Genomic DNA, 18,850 nt, shown 5'->3' with positions numbered 1-18,850 from the left:
TGCCTTGCTTGTCTCAGTTCCCGGCATGTCCACGGCACAGGACCGGATGTTTTCCATAGATGACCCGTCAGTGCCGGATGTGCTGGGGCCGGAAAACCTGCCGCCGTCATTTTTTACCTTCTCACCCGGCGAATACTGGGCCGAGCCCAGGGATTCCTATTGGCTGGAATTCAGTAACTGGGTGCTGACCCAGGAGCGGGGCCACGGCGACCGGGTTCAGGCCCTGGGGGAATGGGCGGACCGCACGCTTTCAGGCAGCAACCAGGCGTTGCCGGATAACGAGAGCTACCTGCGGATCGGGTTCGCCACCGAATCGGAATATGGCGATCTGGCCCAGTTCGATCCCGAGGTTCGGTTCCGGCTGGAGGTTCCCACGGTCGAAGAAAAGCTGAAGCTGGTGATCGAGAGCGAGAGCGATGAGCTGATCCCCCTCTCTGAGCGTCGACGGAACCGGCAGCTGACGGAGGATGAGCGCAGTGAAACCGAGGCCACGGGTGCGTTCCGTTATCTAACGACTGTCGGGGATGCGATCAATCTGAGCAACGATTTTGGTGTACGCCTGCGACTGCCGCCGGATGCGTTCTGGCGTGCAAAAGCAGAGAAGGAATGGCAGCCGGGCGAGGACTGGAAGCTGGGTGTGGAGCAGCGGGTGTATTATTTCCATCAGGATGGCTGGGGTACGCGGTCGTGGTTTGGTGCCGGGCGTGACCTGGGCAATGGCTGGAATACGCTGCTGTCTTCAGAGGCAGAGTGGGTTCACGATGAACGCAAGTTTGAGCTGTCCCAGACGGCGAATTTTTACAAACGCATCAATAACCGCTCTACCATTAATCCGCGGGTGGGGGTTCTGGGTGAGAGCAAGCCGGGTTGGCGGACGACGTCGGTATTTGCGGATGTGACGTACCGGTATCGGTTGCACAGTGACTGGCTGTTTGCGGAGGTGATTCCGGCGTTGGAGTTTCCGCGGGATGAAAGCTTCAAGGATCAGGCGTCACTGGTTTTGCGGATCGAAATGTTTTTTTCTGGCAGTATTGAGAGGCCCTATTGATTAGTTTGTTTCCCGGCCGAGCTTCAGCGGATGGGTCCTTCCAAAACACGCTCAAGCACATCCCTGTGACGCTTGAGCTCCGCCATCCATGGCTCCGCACATTTTTGGAAGGACCCATCCTCTGAATCTCTAACTCGAGTTATCTAAAGCGCTTATGAGCCGTCACCCTTCCCGTCCCGCCGTTGAGGCTTTGACCCTCACACCGATTGCTATTACCCGGTCGTGTTTCCGTGACAAGTTCGGGGTACCGCGCCAGCCGGGGTTGACCCGGTATGCCCATGCAGACCTGGTAATCCAATCGCCCTTCGATCGGGAGGATGCGTTTCGAGGTCTGGAGACGGCGAGTCATTTGTGGCTGACGTTTCAGTTTCATGAGGCGGTGCGGGCGGAGTGGCGGCCGGTGGTTCGGCCTCCACGGCTGGGGGGCAACAAAAAAATTGGGGTGTTTGCCAGTCGGTCGCCGTTTCGGCCTAACAGTCTGGGGTTGTCGGTGGTTCGCAATGAGGGGCTTTGCCGGGATGATGGCGGGCATCTGGTGTTGCGGATCCGGGATCATGATCTGATTGACGGTACGCCGATTCTGGATATCAAGCCGTATCTGCCGTTTGCGGATTCGGTGCCGGAGGCGACTTTGGGCTGGGCGGATTCGGCGCCGACGGAGCGGTTGCCGGTGGTGTTTCTGGAGGAGGCGGAGGCGCAGCTTGCGGCGTTATCGGTGGAGCGCTACCCGGATTTGCGGGCGCTGATCGAGGATGTGGTGAGTTACGATCCGCGGCCGTCGTTTCGGCGGGGGCGGGACGAGGCGCGGATTTACGGGGCGCATTTGTACGATCTGAATGTGCGTTTTCGCTTTGTGCACGGCGATTCACAGGAACGTGTCGAAGTGCTAACGGTCTGTTAAACTGCTGATCGGTTGTTTTTTCGACACAGGGATACGTGCCTTGCCTCCGATCCGGTTGTTCAGACGAATAGGTGTACGGCCACTGGCTGCCAGGCTGCTGGTTTATGTTCTGCTGTTCAGCCTTATTCTTTCGCTGGCAGCAACAGGCGTTCAGATGATTGGCGAATTCGAGCGCCGAAAGTCGGAGCTAAAAAGCACCCAGGAGCGCGCGGCCGAGCTGGTTTCCGGGGCCATGAGCAATAACCTCTGGCTGATGAACTACAGCGAGGTGGCCAACAGCCTGGACGACATGCGTGCTATTCCGGTTATCCAGCACGCGCGGGTGATCACCGCCACCGGTGAAGAGTTCAATACCGGCACCTACCCGGAGGGCCGGGTGATTTCCCGGTCTTTCCCCCTCGTTTTTGATCGCACGTCTTTCGATACGCCCAATAACAACCCCGAGGCCATGGGCACCCTGACGATCACCTCGTCGGTGGAGACGGTTTATAATGAGCTGATGGACCGCGCCCTGCTGACGCTGCTGTTCCAGTCGATGATCGTGATGCTGGGCACCCTGGGATTGCTGGTGATTGTCCGGCTCACCCTGTCGCGGCATCTCGAGACCATTGCCGATTACGCCGCGCGGCTGAACCTGGATGCGCTGATTGAGCCGCTGCAGCTTCGGCGCAAGCCACCCAAGCGCGGGGATGAACTCAGCGAGCTAGAGCAGGCCCTGAACACCATGCGCCTGCAGTTGCTGGAAGATACCCGGTCGCTGCGCCAGACGTCGATCCAGTCCCAGGATGAGCGGGATGAGGCGGTGCGCGCCAATCACGCCAAGAGCCAGTTTCTGGCCAATGTCAGCCATGAACTGCGAATTCCCCTGCAGTCGGTTCTGGGCTACGCCAACCTGCTGACCGATACGCCCCTGGATCAGGATCAGCGGGAGTATGTCCATACCCTGCTCAATGCCTCCGAAAGCCTGTCGTCCATCATCAATGACCTGTTGGATATTTCCAGCATGGAAGCCGGCAAGCTGATGCTGGAGGATATCCCCTTTGATCTGCGGGACACCCTCAACGATCTCGTGCACATGCTGGGCGCCCGGGCCCGGGAAAAGGGCCTGGCTCTGGAGCTGCGCATTGACGAGAACCTGCCCTGGGCGCTGCGGGGTGACCCGGTACGGCTGCGGCAGGTGTTGCTGAACATGACCTCCAACGCCATCAAGTTTACCGACTCCGGGCATGTGCTGATCAGCATCGAGGTGCTGGGCCGCCGAGACGACAAGGTGCGGCTGCGGATCGCGGTGGAAGATACCGGGGTTGGCATTAACCCGGAGGACATTCCGCTGGTGTACGAGCCTTACGTTCAGTTGGGCCAGCGCTTCCAGCGCCAGCTGCCGGGGGCCGGCCTGGGGCTGACCATCTGCCGCCAGTTGGTCCAGCTGATGAACGGCTCACTGGATCTGGAGAGCAAACCCGGGGATGGCTCCACCTTCTGGATGGAGTTGACGCTCCCGGTCGCCGCCGAAAGCGCTAATCGCAGCCGGCCGGATACCAGCATGATCCGCGGCAAGCGCATTTTGGTGGTGGATTCCTACGAACTGTCCCGCAAGATTACCCTGGAGATGCTGTCGCGCCACGAGCTGGATATTGAAGCGGTCAAATCCGCCGGCGAAGCACTGACCTCCCTGAGGCTGGCCTCGGATACCCAGGAGCCCTTTGACGCCATTGCCCTGGATGGCTTTGTGCCGGATATGGACAGCGACCTGCTATGCCGCCAGATCCGCGGCAATCCGGAGTGGAGCCATACCCGGCTGCTGATCCTGTCGTCCAATCCCCAGCGAGGCGACGCCGAACATTTCCGCCAGGCCGGCGCCGATGCGTTTCTGAGCAAGTCCCTGCGGGAATCCTGTCTCACGCCGATTCTGCACCAGCTGTTTGCGGATGCCGCCCGGGACGAGCGTCGGTTCCTGACCCGGTTTTCCCTGCAAGCGGTCAGCGATAACACCCGCCGCAAGGCGCTGCCCTGTGGCCGCATGAAGGTTCTGTTGGTGGAGGACAACCCGGTCAACCGCACACTCACCCGCCGGCTACTGGAGAAGCTGGGCTGTGATGTAATGACCGCCAATGACGGCGAGGCGGCCTCCAGCCTGTGGCAGTGGCATCCGTTTGACCTGGTGTTCATGGACTGCATGATGCCGCGAATGGATGGCTTCGAGGCCACGCGCCGTCTGCGCCAGTGGGAGAGGGACCATAATCGCAGCCGGGTGCCGGTGGTCGCTTTAACCGCCAGCGCTATGGAGCAGGACGAGGAGCACTGCCGCGAGGCCGGCATGGATTCCTTTGTGGCCAAGCCTGTCAATATTGAAATGCTACGGGCGGTTCTGGAACAATACTGCAAGGCAACTGCTTCCACCTGATTACCGTTCATACCTTCAATACAAGTCATACCGTCAATACAAGGCCACCATGATCGTAAAATGCCCCACCTGTAAAAAGTCTGTGGAATGGAATGAGAGCAATCCTTTTCGCCCTTTCTGCTCGGAACGCTGTAAGCTGATTGATCTTGGCGCCTGGGCCAACGAAGAATACCGCGTGCCGGCTGAGAACGTCTCACCCGATGACCTCGACCAGGGCGGCGATGACACAACGCACTGAGCCCTCTAATTTGCACCATCCCTTACCCCGTTTTAAGTTGAGTCCACTGTGACCACCCGTTACTATTCAGTCAGTTAACGCTCTGCTGAAGCGGGTAAGACCCGATCCGATTACACTCAATCAATGAGAAGGTAGAAGAATGAAAGCGACCCGTATTCCTCTGATCGTCCTGTCCCTGGCGGCAGCCCCCGTATTCGCTGCCGACGCGGACCTGAGCCTGACCAGCGACTCCGTTAAGGGCCAGGTGAATTTTTTCGATACCAACTCTGATATTCAGGTCGGTACCGGTTATACCTATCACGAAGGCAGCCGCCATATTGGCAACGTGGATTTTCACGCCCAGGGCCGCACGGCAATTGGCAATCTGCCGACCACCGCAGGCCTGGGTTTGCGTGCGATCGGCTGGGATGATGACGATCGTGACGGCGGCGCGGTTGCCCTGGGCGGTTTCGCCACGGTGAATGTTCCCGACGTGCCCGGGCTGTCGTTCACCGGCGGGCTTCACTATGCGCCCAGCATTCTGTCATTCGGCGATTCCGACGAAATGACCAGCCTGGAGCTGCGAGGCAGCTACCGTGTGATCCGTAACGCCGAGCTGTTCGCCGGTTACCGCTATCTCAATACCGATTTTGATGGCCGCGGCGATCTCAATCTGGACGAGGGCGTCATCGCCGGCATGAAGATCTTCTTCTGACAGGCACCTGACCTACCGATAGTCCAACCCGCCGGTCACCCGATCGGCGGGGTTCACACCCTTCCAATCCAGCCCTGCCAGACTGACGGCCACCAAACCGCCGGGGCGACGTCGCCGTAATACCTGTTATAATTGTCATCTTGTGAACTGTGACGAGAGGTTTTATGTCTTCTGGACTGCGGGCGTTTTTGCTGGTTTTTCCGATGGTGGTGTTTGGCTTCTGGGGTGCATTGCACACACCAGACCCGGACCTTGACCGTAACAGCAACAGTGACGAAACAGCCGATATAGCGCTGGCCCAGTTGCCACCCCTGCCCCGCTGGTCCAGGAGTGACCTGCCAGACTTCTCCACCTACAGCGATACCACGGAAAAGAAGGCGGCGTTCTTCTCGTTTCTGTACCCGCGCATCGTGCTGGCGAACTCCCGTATCCTGATCGAACGCGAGTATCTGCAAAGCCTTGCCAACAAAGACCAGTTCAGCCAGACCGAGCTGACCTGGCTGAAAAACCAGGCCGAGCGCCTGCGGGTGGACGAGGAGCCCGGCAGCGATGATATGTTCCGTTTGCTGGAGCGTCGCCTCGATGTGATTCCCCCCTCACTGATCATGGCGCAGGCCGCCAACGAATCCGCCTGGGGCACTTCCCGCTTTGCCCGCCGCGGTAATAATCTGTTCGGCCAGTGGTGTTTCTCAAAAGGCTGCGGCCTGGTGCCCCAGAGCCGCGTTGAGGGCGCCAGCCATGAGGTGGCCGACTTCGACTCGCCGTATCTGTCGGTACGCTCCTATATCCAGAACCTGAATCGTCACCCCGCCTACCAGAAGCTTCGGGATGTCCGCCTGCAGGCCCGCAACAATGGTGAATATGCCAGCGGCTCAAGCCTGGCCTCCGGGCTGCTTGACTACTCCGAGCGCGGTGAGGAATACGTGAAGGAAATCAGGAGCATGATCAGCTACAACAACCTGACCTACTACGATGAGAAGTTTCGCAGCGTCCGCGACAGCAGTCAGCAGGAGTTGCTGCAGCTTGCCTCCGCCAGCAAGGAAGAGGCCCTGCGGACCGACCTTACCGATGAAGCCACCGGCAGCGAAGGTTAATCCTGCCCTGATAACCACCGAGATCTGTATTCCGGAGACGTCTGCCCATGCTCAGTTTTTTGCCTGCACCGGTCAAAGGTGTGCTTGCAATTGCGCTTGTGCTGTTGAACACCCTGTGGCTTTTCCCGATTCTGATGGTCTTTGCGATCATCAAGCTGGTGATTCCGGTCACCCGCATTCGCAAGGCCTGCACCATTGTTCTCAATCGCATTGCCTGGCTGTGGATCGGTTTCAACAACCTGCTGGCCGATGTGCTCCATGATATTGAGTGGGACGTGCGCGGGGCCGAGGGCCTGAGCCGGGAGCACTGGTATTTCGTGACCTGCAATCACCAGAGCTGGACCGACATTCCGGCCATCCAGCACGCCCTGAACAGCCGCATTCCTCTGCTCAAGTTCTTCCTCAAACAGCAGCTTTTCTGGGTGCCTTTTCTGGGCATTGCCTGGTGGGCTCTGGATTTTCCGTTCATGCAGCGGCACACCAAGGAACAGATTGCCCGCCGCCCGGAACTGAAAGGCCGGGATGTGGAAACCACCCGCGCCGCCTGTGAAAAATTCCGCTACACCCCGGTGACGATCTTCAATTTCATGGAAGGCACACGGCTGACGCCGGCAAAGCACAAAAACCAGAATTCACCCTACAAACACCTGCTGAAACCTCGTGCCGGTGGCACCGCCTTTGTACTGGAGGCCATGGGCGAGTCGCTGCATACCATGCTGGATGTGACCATCGTCTACCCCGAAGGCAAGTGTGGGGTCTGGGACTACCTGTGCGGGCGGGTGCAGAAAATCATCATTGATATACGCACCCGGGAAATTCCCCGGCGGTTTCTGGGCATGGACTATCAGAATAACCGCGAGGTCCGCGTTGATTTCCAGCGCTGGGTCAGCGAGCTGTGGGCCGAGAAAGACGCCCGCATTGAAGAGCTGAAAAAAGGCGCCTGACCGTTACAGCAGGCCTAGCTCCCGGGCGCGGACGATGGCCTGGGTGCGGGACTTCACCTCAAGCTTGGCGTTGATGCGGCGGGCATGGGTCTTCACCGTGTGCAATGAGATATGCAGACGGTCGGCAATGTCCTGATTCGACAGGCCTTGGGCGATGAGTTCCAGCACCCCGTGCTCCCGGTCGCTGATAGGCTCCGCCAGTGGTGCCTGTTCCTTCATATCGGACAATCCGTAAAGCCTGCCCACGGATTCGGTGAAAGGTGTATCCGGCAACTGCTGCCAGGTCTTCTCCAGCAGCTCCTGCAACTCGCCCCTGAGCTCGGCAAAGGGGCTGATGTAGTGCTCTTCCCCGGCAATGGTAATGGCCGTGGCCAGAATCTTCTGCGCTACCGCCGGGCCTTTCTGCCGCCAGCTGACAACGCTCTCCAACAAGCGAGAATGTATGTCCAGGCCGAACGGGAGTGACTCGCCGTTGTTGTTGCGGATGCCCCTGACGGTTTCCGCGGCTTTAACGTCGTCCCCTCGCGCCAGTTCGATCCTGGCCTGCAGGCAGGTGAGCATGCCCGGCATCATCGGGAACATTTCCGGCACGCAATTCACTCCCCGCCAAGGCTTCAGCCGCTCCATGGCCTGGGCTGCCGTATCCGCCTGCCCCAGTGCCAGCCAGCCGCTGATTTTCAGGGCTTCCAGAACCGGCACATACACTGACTGATCCACCTGCCAGGACTGCATGATGCGCTCTGCCCGGCCGATCCAGGCGAAGGCGTCGTCCATCCGGTTCTGGGTGCGACAGATCAGCACCCTCAGGGCCATGGCCAGCAGCAGCCCCAGATCCCGGGTCTGCTCCGCGTGACGTACGCAGGTCACCAGCAGGCGGTCTGCCTCTACCTCCCTGCCCTGATGCCAAAGCACCATCACCAGGTTGAGCTGAAGCCGGGTTTCGCCGACCCGGGCCGGGCGGGAGGACTCGTTCATGGCCGTATCCAGGCCGGTCCTCAGAAGGCGCTCTGCGTGTTTCAGCGAGCCCTTACCCAGCTCAATCCGCGCGTGGGCGTAGACGGCGAGAATTTCCGAGCCGGCATCACCGGCCTCCCGGGCCAGCCGTGCCGCAATACGGTTGGCTTCGCGCGCTTCAGCGAATTCGCCGGCTGCACAGAGGGCACTGGAACGCACCAGTTGCGTCACCAGCTGACCCTGGGTGGACAGTTCCTCAGCCTGTAAGGCCCTGTCTGCCACTGCCAACGCCTCGTCGACACTGCCTTCGCCCCGCAGGATAAACGCTCGCACGGCATCAATGCGCCCCACCAGTTCCGGGTGGGCGCCGCCGTCCAGATCATTGATCAGCACCCGCGCCTGGCGGAACTGGCCCCCGATGGCATGGACCCAGCCATAAACAATCTTCAAGCGTGCGCTCTTCTCCAGCAGGCCCGGCGGCAGCGACCGGCGAAGTCGCAGCAGCGATGCGGTGTCCTGGCCAATCAGTAGCGCCTCTGAGCCCTCCGAGGCAATCTGCACCGACTCGTCCAGGTCTCCACTTAACAGGGCGTACCGCAGGGCTTCCGGAAACTGGTTGCGCTCGCCGAACCAGCGGCTGGCTTTCAGGGCCCGCTCTCGCGAACCATCCAGCGCAGGAGTCTGCAGCCAGTCATGCAACAGGGGATTGAGGCGGAACCAGCGCCCCCGACCCGGAAGCGGCCGCAGGGGTATGCCGGTCTCGGCGGCCGCAGAGGGCCTGAACGCATGATCACAACCGGCATCGGCCAGAGCCAGGAACAGGTCATCGGAGACGATCTCCATTTCCGCCATGATCCGCAGGGAACGCTGCTGCCCGGGTGTCAGATGGATAAGCACCGCATCCCTGAGAAAGCGCTCAACGCTGAAGGTTTCCTGGATCGGCAGCCGCGCCTCGGCGGAGAAGTCCAGTTCTCGCTGATACAGGGCCAGGGGCGTAATCCAGCCTTCGGTTAGAGAATAAAGGTGCTCCACGGCAATGGTGGTCAGCTGGTTGCGGCTGACCGCGGTCTGGAAAAAATCGAAGGTTTCTGAGCGTGTCAGCTCCAGGGATTCAGTGCCGATCCGGTTGAAGCGGCCTTCCAGTTCGTAGGTGTGGGTTTCGAAAGGTAGCGGTTTTCTCGACACCAGAACCAGCGCCAGCCCCTGGGGTGTGCTGGCCGCCAGTTGCTGCAACAGGGCAATGGCCGCAGGATTGACGACGATTCCAATGTTGTCGATGACCAGGACGCTGTCAGCCTCGGGATTATTCCAGTGAGGGTCTGACAACAGCAGTGCCAGCGCATCACTGTAGCTCGACGCCTTTTGCTGGCCGGAAGGGCGGGACACTCCGCCGGGTGGCGTTAATGCAATCTCCAGAAGGGCCATCAGCCGACCGGCGTCGTTCTCCTGCCCGGTCAATGCAAGCCATCTCAGGGTTTCCGGGTTTCGGTCACTGTCACGAAAGGCAACGCTGAGAGCGTGTGATTTACCATACCCCGACGGCGCTTCAACAAACAGAGCCTTAGCCGGCCCGATCGCAGCTGTCAGCTTTTCAGTCAGCGCCCGTCTTTTCAGGTAATTGGGAACGGGTTCTGGCATTCGTATCCGCTGACGCAGTAAATCCTTGATCAACTCGCCACGATGTGCTCCGCCCAGTACCGACTGGAACTCATCATTGGCCGCACAGCCATCATCAAATGATTTCACTCTCTGCCCCATTGACAACCCGGAATGCCTGGATTCTGTGACCCATTATCCGGCAAATGTGATCTCTACCTTGTTGTAATCATGGCGACCTGCGTGGGGGTACGCCTTTAGTATGAGAAGAGAGAGATTAAACCAAAGCAGGGGTGGGCTGCAAAGTTTTGCAGGTGCACAAAAAAACGGCGAACCAGAGGCCCGCCGTTTTTTTACAGTCCCGGAATTACCTCCGGGACGATACTGGCTTATATAGCTTACCGTGTGCCCGCACGACGCAGGGCAGACGGGGTATAGTCACGTGAGCGACGCTCGACGCCGAACTCGTACGGATTGACTTCCTCGTTGGTCAGGCCCAGCACCAGGTAGCGACCGGACAGCAGGTCATACAGGGTTTCGATCGCGTACCAGGGTACGTTCTGATCGTAGAACTGCATGCTATGGGCTTCGGCTACGCGCCAGAGCTCTCCACGTCCATCGTAATGGTCGATGATGGAGGCCTGCCAGGAGTCTTCATCAATGTAGAAATCACGCTGTGCGTACACGTGACGCTCACCTTCCTTCAGCGTCGCACGCACGTGCCAGACGCGGTGCAGCTCATAGCGGGTCAGATCCTGATTGATGTGCCCGGCCTTGATGATCTCGTCATAGCTCAGGTCACGGTCGACCAGCTGGTAGGAGTTGTACGGAATGTACATTTCCTTTCTGCCGAGCAGCTCCCAGTTGTAACGGTCAGGCGCCCCGTTGAACATATCGAAGTTGTCAGAGGTGCGCAGGCCATCAGCGGCTGTACCCGGACCATCGTAGGCGACTTGCGGAGCCCGGCGTACGCGACGCTGACCGGCGTTGTATACCCAGGCGCGGCGGGGCTCTGCAACCTGATCAATGGTCTCGTGAACCAGCAGGACGTTACCCGCCAGGCGTGCCGGGCCCGTGATAGCCTGCTTGAAGTAGAACAGAACATTCTCATCCTGGCCCGGCTCGTAATCTTCCAGGTAGGTCTTCCAGGTCAGTTCGTCCTGAAATTTAACAACACTGAAGGCCCCGTCCGCGGTAGGAGTCACCTGGCCCACGTTACGCTGTACAGAACCACCCCGGTAGCGGGTAATGTGGTTCCAGATCGCTTCCAGACCATTTTGAGGAATCGGAAACGGCGTAGCCGTCTCATAGTTACCAAGTCCGTTACCATCCTTGATCAGCTCAACGGTGGTGGCGTTCTCGATGGTCTCTTCCATCACGTCTTCCGGATAGGCGGCCGTGCGATGGGTTTCGTACACCGGCATCTTGTAGTCATCGTACCGTTCTATCATCGCAATCTGGCCCGGAGACAGATTGTCGGCATACTCATCGACGTTGCTCTGATCAATGGTAAACAGCGGCTCCTCATCCGGGAACGGATTTACGTAGATGCCATCCCCCTCGTAACCCTCCGGTGGTGTTGTCAGTCCGCCAGTCCAGGGCGGAATTTCATCGCCATTTCCGGCTTTTATGGCACCCATCGGCGTGAGTGATTCGCCCAGCTGGGCAGCTTTCTCTTCGGACACTGCTCCAAAGGCGTTGCCCGCAAACATGCATGCGGACAGGATGCCAGTGACCAGTAGCTTCTTGTTCAGTTTCATTTAAATTACCTCGTTAAACGAATTCGGGCCGCATCAGAATGAGTAGGAAACGCTCGCACTCACGAAGTCACGGTCGGTCGATACGTTATAGGGCTTGCCGCCGAAATAGTTGGTATAGCCAATGTTGCCGCTGATTCGATTCTGGTAAACCGCGTTCAGGGACAGACCGATGGACTTGTTACCTTCGTTGAAGGCACCACCGGGCGAAGGCGCGTAACCTTTAACGTCATGACTCCAGGCCAATTGAGGCGACAGGTTTACACCAGCCAGCGCATTCGGGTAGTCCCAAACGAAACGGGCGCGGTAGCCCCAGGAGAAGTCGGTAGTGAAGCCATCATTATTGCAATAATCAGGATTGATATTGGAGAGCGGATAAGCCTCCGCAGTGCACAAATCATTACCAAGCCCTGGCACGCTCGCTGGCAGAGGAACAGTTCCCAAGCCAAAGGTGCCTGAGCGCCCGTACCGTGCCTCATCATAATCTGGCAGGTCATGCACATAAGTTGCACCAAACTCGGTAATGAACGACATCCGACTTGCGCCCATTATCTGATCAAAAAACTTGATCAAAGTGAATTGGGCTTGGGAAACGTTAAAACGATCATAACCTGAGATTGCTTTCCCGCTTAGATCAGCAGCACTCGCGACACCCGCTTCCTCTACACGCTGCTGAGCAAGTAAGCTAAGAGGCTCGTTTGTCACAGGGTTAGGAGCTAGCAGGCCTCCAGTAATCAATTCGAAAGCGTTCCATTGAAGCGGCACATCCTCACGGAAGCTGTATTCCGCCCCCAGTGACCAGCCGCCCGGAGTTGTTGTGTTGACGCTGATACCATACAGCTTTATATTTTCCGGGTATTCAATAAAATACTGGGGTAGTGCCCGACCGGGCAGTCCAGCACCACTAGTGGGATCGGCCACAACACCGCTAATATTTGGCAGCCTACTATTGTATTGCATGAAGTAAAAGCCAAACTCGGAATCGTTGAGGGCCGGAACGTACCAGCGAAGAGCTACACCAAACTGGTCTTTCGAGTCCGCATCTTTATCGCCCTCTCTCTCAATAGCTGCACGTCCCCCAATACCCATCGCTGCTAACTGCTCATACTGCGCCTGAGCAATATCTTGAGGCACCTGCCCTTGTGGCCAAATAGGCCCACAACCATCTGCAACAAAATCTATTGTTGAAAAGAACGTCCCACAATCATCGATCCGGGTTTTTTCCCAGTCGGTCTGCACAAAACCCTCAATCGTGACGTTCTCAGTTATACCTGCGGATACATAGAACATCTCAACTGGTAGCAAAGCGTCTTTTACCTGGGAACCGGGCGCTCGGAAGGCCTGCACGTCGATTGGGTTAATAGCGTTTATTCCGCCCTGAATGAAGGTGCTCTCACCCCAACTTACCACCTGATTACCGTATCTCGCGCTAACGGGCACATTTCCCAAGTACCAGTCCGTGAAGACGTAGGCATCCAGAAACTCCCCTCCAGACGCATTATCTTTGCCATCCGGACTTAACGGAGTGAAGCGACGGTTTTCGTCTTTAAGCTCAAAATCGTACCAGTAACGTCCACGAACGAACGCACCAACTCGTGTCAGCACATCAGAATCAACGGCGTAATCCAGGTACAACTCGCTGGTGCCCTTCACGATCTTGGAAACGGTGTCGCCCTTGTCAAAGTTAAGGTTACCGTCATCATAGTTAGTTGTAGACGCGCCCTCTTGAACACTAGCCGCATCTTCCCCCAGTGCCTGAAGATTGCCTTGCCCAATCAGACGCTTATCAGCATCTTCTGTACGCCAGGTCGCGCCAGCGCTGAGTGTGGTATCGAAGGCGGCATCGACGTCGCCTACCCTAAACTGGAAAGCGGCTGCAGGCGCCGACAGGCTAGCTGCGATAGCTGCGGCCAGGGGCAGTTTCACCCATGCATACCGAGATTGATTTTGTTTTGTCATTGGAAGACTACTCCATTGTTATTCTGAGTCGCTGCTCTCGTTGTTGGTATTCACGATGTTTGGACGCTACATGCACAGCAATCGTGATGCTGCCACTATAGCTAACGCCACCGGACGCTTTGATCAGTCAAAAGTATGATTTTACGATGACACCCCTCTCCGTGGCAGGCTCTACTCGCACAGAACCACTATAGACAACATTCCCGAATGCAACCAGTTGGGTTAATTCGGGAATTTCTCTGGAGGCCAGCGGTTACAGCATCTCAATTGCCATGGCGGTGGCTTCACCGCCACCGATGCACAGCGCGGCGATGCCCTTTTTCTTGCCATAGTGCTTGAGGGAGTGCATCAACGTGACCAGCAGACGGGAGCCGGTGGAGCCGACGGGGTGACCCTGGGCGCAGGCGCCACCGTGAACATTGACCTTTTCCGGATCCAGGCCGAGTTCGCGGATGGGCATCATGGCGACCATGGCGAAGGCCTCGTTGATTTCGAACAGATCCACGTCGTCTTTGGTCCACCCGGTTTTGCCAAACAGGGTCTCGATTGCGCCTACAGGCGCGCAGGTAAACTCGGACGGGTGCTGGGACTGGGTGCTGTGGGCAACAATCCGGGCCAGGGGCTTCAGGCCGCGCTTTTCGGCTTCGGACTCCCGCATCAGCACCAGTGCCGAGGCGCCATCGGAGATGGAGGAGGCATTGGCGGCGGTGACCGTGCCGTCTTTGCTGAAGGCCGGGCGCAGGGTCGGGATCTTGTCGATGTTGGCGCTGAACGGCTGCTCGTCGTCCGCTACAACCGTTTCACCCTTGCGGGTTTTGACGGTTACGGGAATGATTTCCTCTTTCAGCAGGCCTTCGGTGATGGCTTTCTGGGCGCGCTTGAGGGAGTTGATGGCGTAGGTGTCCATCTCTTCACGGGTATAGCCTTTCTTGTCGGCCATGTCCTGGGCGAAAGCGCCCATTAGGCGGCCGGTCTCGGCGTCTTCCAGGCCATCCAGGAACATGTGGTCCTGCGCGGCATCCCCCGGGCCCATGCGATAGCCCTTGCGGGCATTCAGCAGCAGGTAGGGCGCGTTGGACATGCTTTCCATGCCACCGGCGACCATGATGTCGTTGCTGCCGGCCTTGATCACGTCATGGGCGAACATAGCCGCTTTCATGCCGGAACCACAGAGCTTGTTGATGGTGGTGGCACCGGTGCTATCCGGCAGGCCGGCCTTGCGCATGGCCTGACGGGCCGGGCCCTGCTTGAGGCCGGCGGGCAGCACGTTACCCATGATGACTTCCTGCACATCAGCCGGCTGTAAACCGGCACGGCGGATGGCTTCGGCGATGCTGATCGCGCCCAGCTCCGGCGCGGAAACCGCAGCCAGGCTGCCCTGGAAACCGCCCATGGGAGTGCGTACACCGCTAACGATTACGACGTTGTCTGTGGTCATAATTGTACCTGTTTGGTTGATGTCTGTAGGTGTTGGATTACGCCCGGTGCGGCGCTTCAAGATATTCCCGGGATTGCATTTCCAGTAACCGCGATTCGGTGCGCTCAAACTCGAACGCCAGCCGCCCCCCGGCATAGAGATCGGTAATAGCCGCCTCGGCAGAAATAATAACCTTCACGTTGCGATCGTAAAACTCGTCAATCATATTGATGAACCGCCGGGCCTGGTCTTCCCGTTCCTTGCCGAGGATCGGCACGTTGCTCACGATCACGGCGTGAAATTCCCGGGCCAGTTCGATGTAGTCGTTCTGGCTTCTGGGGCCATCGCACAGGGTTTTGAAATCAAACCAGACCACATCGTCTGCGTGGTTGACGGCCCTGAGTTTGCGGCCGTTGATCTCGAGTTCCAGGCTGTGGCTGCCCGCTTCCACGGCCAGGCTATCGTAGCTTTTCTGCAGACTCTTGTCGGCTTCGTCGTCCAGAGGATAATGATAGAGTTCCGCCTGCTCCAGACTTCTCAGGCGGTAGTCGACGCCACCATCCACATTCACCACGTCGGTGTGCTTTTTGACCAGCTCAATGGCCGGCAGGAAACGGGCCCGCTGCAAACCGTCCTTGTAAAGACCGTCCGGTACAATGTTGGAGGTACAGACCAGAGTGACACCGCGGCTGAACAGGCCATCCATCAGGGTTGCCAGGATCATGGCATCGCCAATGTCCGAAACAAAAAACTCGTCAAAGCAGATTACCCGGGTTTCGTCGGCAAACTGTTTTGCCACCAGCTCCAGCGGATTTTTCTTGCCCTTCAGGGCCCTGAGCTCCTTATGTACCCGCTGCATGAATCGGTGGAAATGCACCCGCATTTTGCGATCGAACGGCAGTGATTCGTAGAAGGTGTCCATCAGGTAGGTCTTGCCGCGGCCGACACCGCCCCAGAAATACAAGCCCTTGATCGGGTCTTCCTTGCCCTTCTTCATTTTGAGCCGGAGCTTGATCATCGGTTTGTCCCGCTCCCTTTCCGCCGCCACCAGTTTGTCGTAAAGTGACTGCAGGCGGCGCACGGCATCTTCCTGGGCCGGATCGTGCTGGAATTCCGGCCGTTCAAGGTCCTGCTGATATCGTTCCCATGGGGTCATATGGATGCACTTTTGGGGTGTCATTAAGGCGTTTCCCGAACTATGGTCATTCATAACGGCGGCGTATTGTGGCCGATTTTGGCGTTTTCTGCCATGTTCCGGAGCCCTGTGCAGTCACCGGAACCGATGCGGCAGGCCAGAGATACGACGCAATACGACGATTGGCGCAGGCGTCTCTCGTGTGCGTAAAGGCTTTCGGGCGTTATACTCTGATAAGGGATTGTGACCACACTTTACACAGCCAGCGGATCTGGCGTATTCAGCACCTGCCGGGATACCGATTTCAACGGCATGGTCGATTCATTGAAAGGACGACACAGCTTATGACAAACCTGATTCTGGCAGCCATCGCCGCGTTGATTGTTGGCATTGTCATTGGGGTACTGGTTGGCCGCTCCGGTCAGGGCTCCACCTTGCGACAGCGCCGGGCTGAACAGCAGATTGAAGAACTGAGAAATGAATACACCCGTTACCAGGCACAGGTTAACGAGCACTTCATGGAGTCTGCTCACCTGCTGCGCCGTTTCAACGACAGCTATCGTGATGTGAACCAGCATATGGCCCGCGGCGCCAACCGTCTCTGTAACGACGAGGAATGGCTGCTTGAGCTGGAAAAGGAAAATGCCCGGGCGCGACTCGAAGGCTCCGGTGACCAGGACAGTGCCGAGCCGCCGCGGGATTACGCGCCCAAGAACGACCCGAAACAGAAAGGCACGCTGGCCGAAGATTTCGGGCTCGCTGAAAAAGAGCAGAAGGCTTGAGGGTATAACGGGGTTATCTAAACGGGTTATCTAACCAGTGTTATCTAAACCGGATTATCGCAGTCGATAAACCGGTGGCTGACCCCGAAGGTTTTCTCCAGGGCCCGTCCCAGGGCCTGAACACCGTAACGTTCTGTAGCGTGATGCCCGGCTGCGTAGTAGTGGATTCCGCACTCCCGGGCGGTATGGGTGGTAGGTTCTGAAATCTCACCGCTGATATAGGCGTCCAGACCGGCTTCCAGCGCCTTGTTGATGAACCCCTGGGCGGCGCCTGTGCACCAGCCTACCCGTGAAATTTCGGCCGCTCCGTCGCCTACCCATAAGGGCGCACGGGCCAGGCGCTCGCCGATCAGGTCAGCAAAGGCTCCCGGCGACATCGGGCTCTGCAGTTCGCCCTGCCACACCAGGCCATCCAGCGGCCGCGGTTGAAGAATGCCCAGAACGTCCGCCAGCTGGCGATTGTTGCCATACTCCGGGTGGTCGTCCAGGGGCAGATGGTAGGCCACCAGATTGATATCGTGATCCAGCAGGCGCTTGATCCGCTCGCGCTTCATGCCGCGGATGGCCTGGTCTTCGCCTTTCCAGAAGTAACCGTGGTGCACCAGGATCATGTCGGCACCGGCGTTGATCGCTGCGTCAATCAGCGCCTGTGAGGCGGTTACACCGCTGATGATGGTGCTTACCTGTTCCCTGCCCTCAACCTGCAGGCCGTTAGGGCAGTAGTCCTGGAAGTTTTCCGGCGCAAGCCATTGGTTCAGTGTGCGGAGGATCTCGCTGCGTGATGCCATGGGGTCTCCGTTTCCAGTATCTGAAATTTATCGTTTTACACCAGGGCTTTAAGGCATTCAATCAACCGTTTGTTCTGGTCTGCCGTGCCGGTGGTGATACGCAGAAACTCTGAAATCCGGGGCTTGTTGAAGTGGCGCACGATCACGCCCTGCTCCCGCAAGCCCTTTGCCAGGACCTCCCCGGCGTGATCCGGGTGGCGCGCAAAAATGAAGTTGGCTTTCGAAGGCAAGACCTCGAAGCCTAGTGCCTCAAGCTTTGCGGTAACCCAGTCCCGCTCGCCGATCACACCCTCGCAGGTGGCCCGAAACCAGTCTTCGTCTTCAAAGGCCGCGATGGCGCCTGCCAGGGCGAGCCGGTCCAGAGGGTAGGAGTTGAAGCTGTTCTTCACCCGGTTCAGGGCCTCGATAAGCTCGGCGCTGCCCACCGCAAAACCAACCCTCAGCCCGGCCAGGGAACGCGCCTTGGAAAGGGTCTGGCTGACCAGCAGATTGGGGTATTTTCCAACCAGTTTGATCGCGCTTTCACCACCGAAATCCACATAGGCTTCGTCCACCACCACCACACGATCCGGATTGGCAGCCACTATGGCTTCAACCTTGTCCAGCGCCAGGTAACGCCCGGTCGGTGCATTGGGATTGGGGAAGATGACGCCGCCGTTGGGCTGCCTATAGTCTTCCGGGTTGATCTCGAAGCTTTCGGTCAGCGGAAGGGTTTTGCCTTCGATGTTGTAGAGGCTGCAGTACACCGGGTAGAAGCTGTAGGTGATATCCGGATAGAGAATGGGCTGACCATGCTGGAACAGGCCATAGAAAATGTGCGCCAGCACCTCGTCGGAGCCGTTGCCGAGGAACACCTGCTCGCTTTGGACGTTATAGTAGCGGGCGATGGTGCTCTTGAGAGCCTCACCTTCAGGGTCCGGATAAAGCCGCAGGTTGTCGTTGAGCTCTGCGGTAATGGCCTCGACAACCTTTGGCGAGGGGCCGAAGGGGTTCTCGTTGGTATTCAGCTTCACCAGATTGGCCATCTTTGGTTGCTCCCCTGGTACATAGGGGGTCAGCTTTTTGACCAATGGGCTCCAGAATTTGCTCATCTTTTCTTCAACTCCTGAGGGGTACGGCTGGTGCGGAGGGCTTCCCGG

Annotated in this window: 15 protein-coding genes; 8 read left to right on the top strand and 7 right to left on the bottom strand. The window is 58.2% G+C overall.

Features of this window, described 5'->3' with window-relative positions:
- Positions 1 to 25: 25 nt before the first annotated feature.
- From DIT71_RS15165 to DIT71_RS15135, 7 genes are all read left to right on the top strand, one after another.
- The gene (locus tag DIT71_RS15165; protein ID WP_227538155.1) at positions 26 to 1,048 is read left to right on the top strand and encodes a hypothetical protein; all 1,023 of its coding nucleotides are present in this window, start codon (positions 26 to 28) and stop codon (positions 1,046 to 1,048) included.
- A gap of 154 nt (positions 1,049 to 1,202) precedes the next feature.
- On the top strand, positions 1,203 to 1,949 hold the full coding sequence (gene tsaA / locus DIT71_RS15160; RefSeq protein WP_114614054.1) for a tRNA (N6-threonylcarbamoyladenosine(37)-N6)-methyltransferase TrmO: 747 nt from the start codon (positions 1,203 to 1,205) through the stop codon (positions 1,947 to 1,949).
- A 40-nt stretch (positions 1,950 to 1,989) separates the two neighbouring features.
- Positions 1,990 to 4,353: a hybrid sensor histidine kinase/response regulator gene (locus DIT71_RS15155; RefSeq protein ID WP_114614053.1), complete on the top strand. Its 2,364-nt coding sequence runs from the start codon at positions 1,990 to 1,992 to the stop codon at positions 4,351 to 4,353.
- Between the two features lie 49 nt (positions 4,354 to 4,402).
- The gene (gene yacG / locus DIT71_RS15150) at positions 4,403 to 4,591 is read left to right on the top strand and encodes a DNA gyrase inhibitor YacG (protein ID WP_114614052.1); all 189 of its coding nucleotides are present in this window, start codon (positions 4,403 to 4,405) and stop codon (positions 4,589 to 4,591) included.
- 139 nt (positions 4,592 to 4,730) lie between these two features.
- Entirely contained in the window at positions 4,731 to 5,285 is a 555-nt protein-coding gene (locus DIT71_RS15145; protein ID WP_114614051.1) for a YfaZ family outer membrane protein, read from the top strand.
- A gap of 164 nt (positions 5,286 to 5,449) precedes the next feature.
- Positions 5,450 to 6,379, top strand: a complete 930-nt coding sequence (locus DIT71_RS15140; RefSeq protein WP_114614050.1) for a glucosaminidase domain-containing protein — start codon at positions 5,450 to 5,452, stop codon at positions 6,377 to 6,379.
- A 47-nt stretch (positions 6,380 to 6,426) separates the two neighbouring features.
- Positions 6,427 to 7,323, top strand: a complete 897-nt coding sequence (locus DIT71_RS15135; RefSeq protein ID WP_114614049.1) for an acyltransferase — start codon at positions 6,427 to 6,429, stop codon at positions 7,321 to 7,323.
- A gap of 3 nt (positions 7,324 to 7,326) precedes the next feature.
- Here the strand turns inward: DIT71_RS15135 and DIT71_RS15130 are convergent, their stop codons facing one another.
- From DIT71_RS15130 to zapE, 5 genes are all read right to left on the bottom strand, one after another.
- On the bottom strand, positions 7,327 to 10,023 hold the full coding sequence (locus DIT71_RS15130; protein ID WP_227538154.1) for a LuxR C-terminal-related transcriptional regulator: 2,697 nt from the start codon (positions 10,021 to 10,023) through the stop codon (positions 7,327 to 7,329).
- A 248-nt stretch (positions 10,024 to 10,271) separates the two neighbouring features.
- Positions 10,272 to 11,633, bottom strand: a complete 1,362-nt coding sequence (locus DIT71_RS15125) for a DUF1329 domain-containing protein (RefSeq protein WP_114614047.1) — start codon at positions 11,631 to 11,633, stop codon at positions 10,272 to 10,274.
- A gap of 33 nt (positions 11,634 to 11,666) precedes the next feature.
- Positions 11,667 to 13,589 (bottom strand): DUF1302 domain-containing protein, encoded by a 1,923-nt coding sequence (locus DIT71_RS15120; protein ID WP_114614046.1) that lies wholly within the window; start codon positions 13,587 to 13,589, stop codon positions 11,667 to 11,669.
- A gap of 253 nt (positions 13,590 to 13,842) precedes the next feature.
- Positions 13,843 to 15,027, bottom strand: coding sequence for a thiolase family protein (locus DIT71_RS15115; protein ID WP_114614045.1), 1,185 nt, complete (start codon positions 15,025 to 15,027; stop codon positions 13,843 to 13,845).
- A 37-nt stretch (positions 15,028 to 15,064) separates the two neighbouring features.
- The gene (gene zapE / locus DIT71_RS15110) at positions 15,065 to 16,162 is read right to left on the bottom strand and encodes a cell division protein ZapE (RefSeq protein ID WP_199491026.1); all 1,098 of its coding nucleotides are present in this window, start codon (positions 16,160 to 16,162) and stop codon (positions 15,065 to 15,067) included.
- A gap of 323 nt (positions 16,163 to 16,485) precedes the next feature.
- On the opposite strand from zapE, the gene DIT71_RS15105 reads away from it, so the two are divergent.
- Positions 16,486 to 16,923 carry a YhcB family protein gene (locus tag DIT71_RS15105; protein ID WP_114614043.1) on the top strand — a complete coding sequence of 146 codons (438 nt, stop codon included), beginning with the start codon at positions 16,486 to 16,488 and terminating at the stop codon, positions 16,921 to 16,923.
- A gap of 44 nt (positions 16,924 to 16,967) precedes the next feature.
- On the opposite strand, the gene DIT71_RS15100 is transcribed toward DIT71_RS15105, so the two are convergent.
- Together DIT71_RS15100 and hisC are read right to left on the bottom strand one after the other, a co-directional pair.
- Positions 16,968 to 17,711, bottom strand: a complete 744-nt coding sequence (locus DIT71_RS15100) for a Nif3-like dinuclear metal center hexameric protein (protein WP_114614042.1) — start codon at positions 17,709 to 17,711, stop codon at positions 16,968 to 16,970.
- Between the two features lie 35 nt (positions 17,712 to 17,746).
- On the bottom strand, positions 17,747 to 18,802 hold the full coding sequence (hisC, locus tag DIT71_RS15095) for a histidinol-phosphate transaminase (protein WP_114614041.1): 1,056 nt from the start codon (positions 18,800 to 18,802) through the stop codon (positions 17,747 to 17,749).
- Positions 18,803 to 18,850: the final 48 nt, after the last annotated feature.

The sequence above is a fragment of the Marinobacter vulgaris genome, assembly GCF_003344045.1.
Taxonomy (GTDB): Bacteria; Pseudomonadota; Gammaproteobacteria; order Pseudomonadales; family Oleiphilaceae; genus Marinobacter; species Marinobacter vulgaris.
This window is presented reverse-complemented; position numbering and strand designations above follow the sequence as displayed.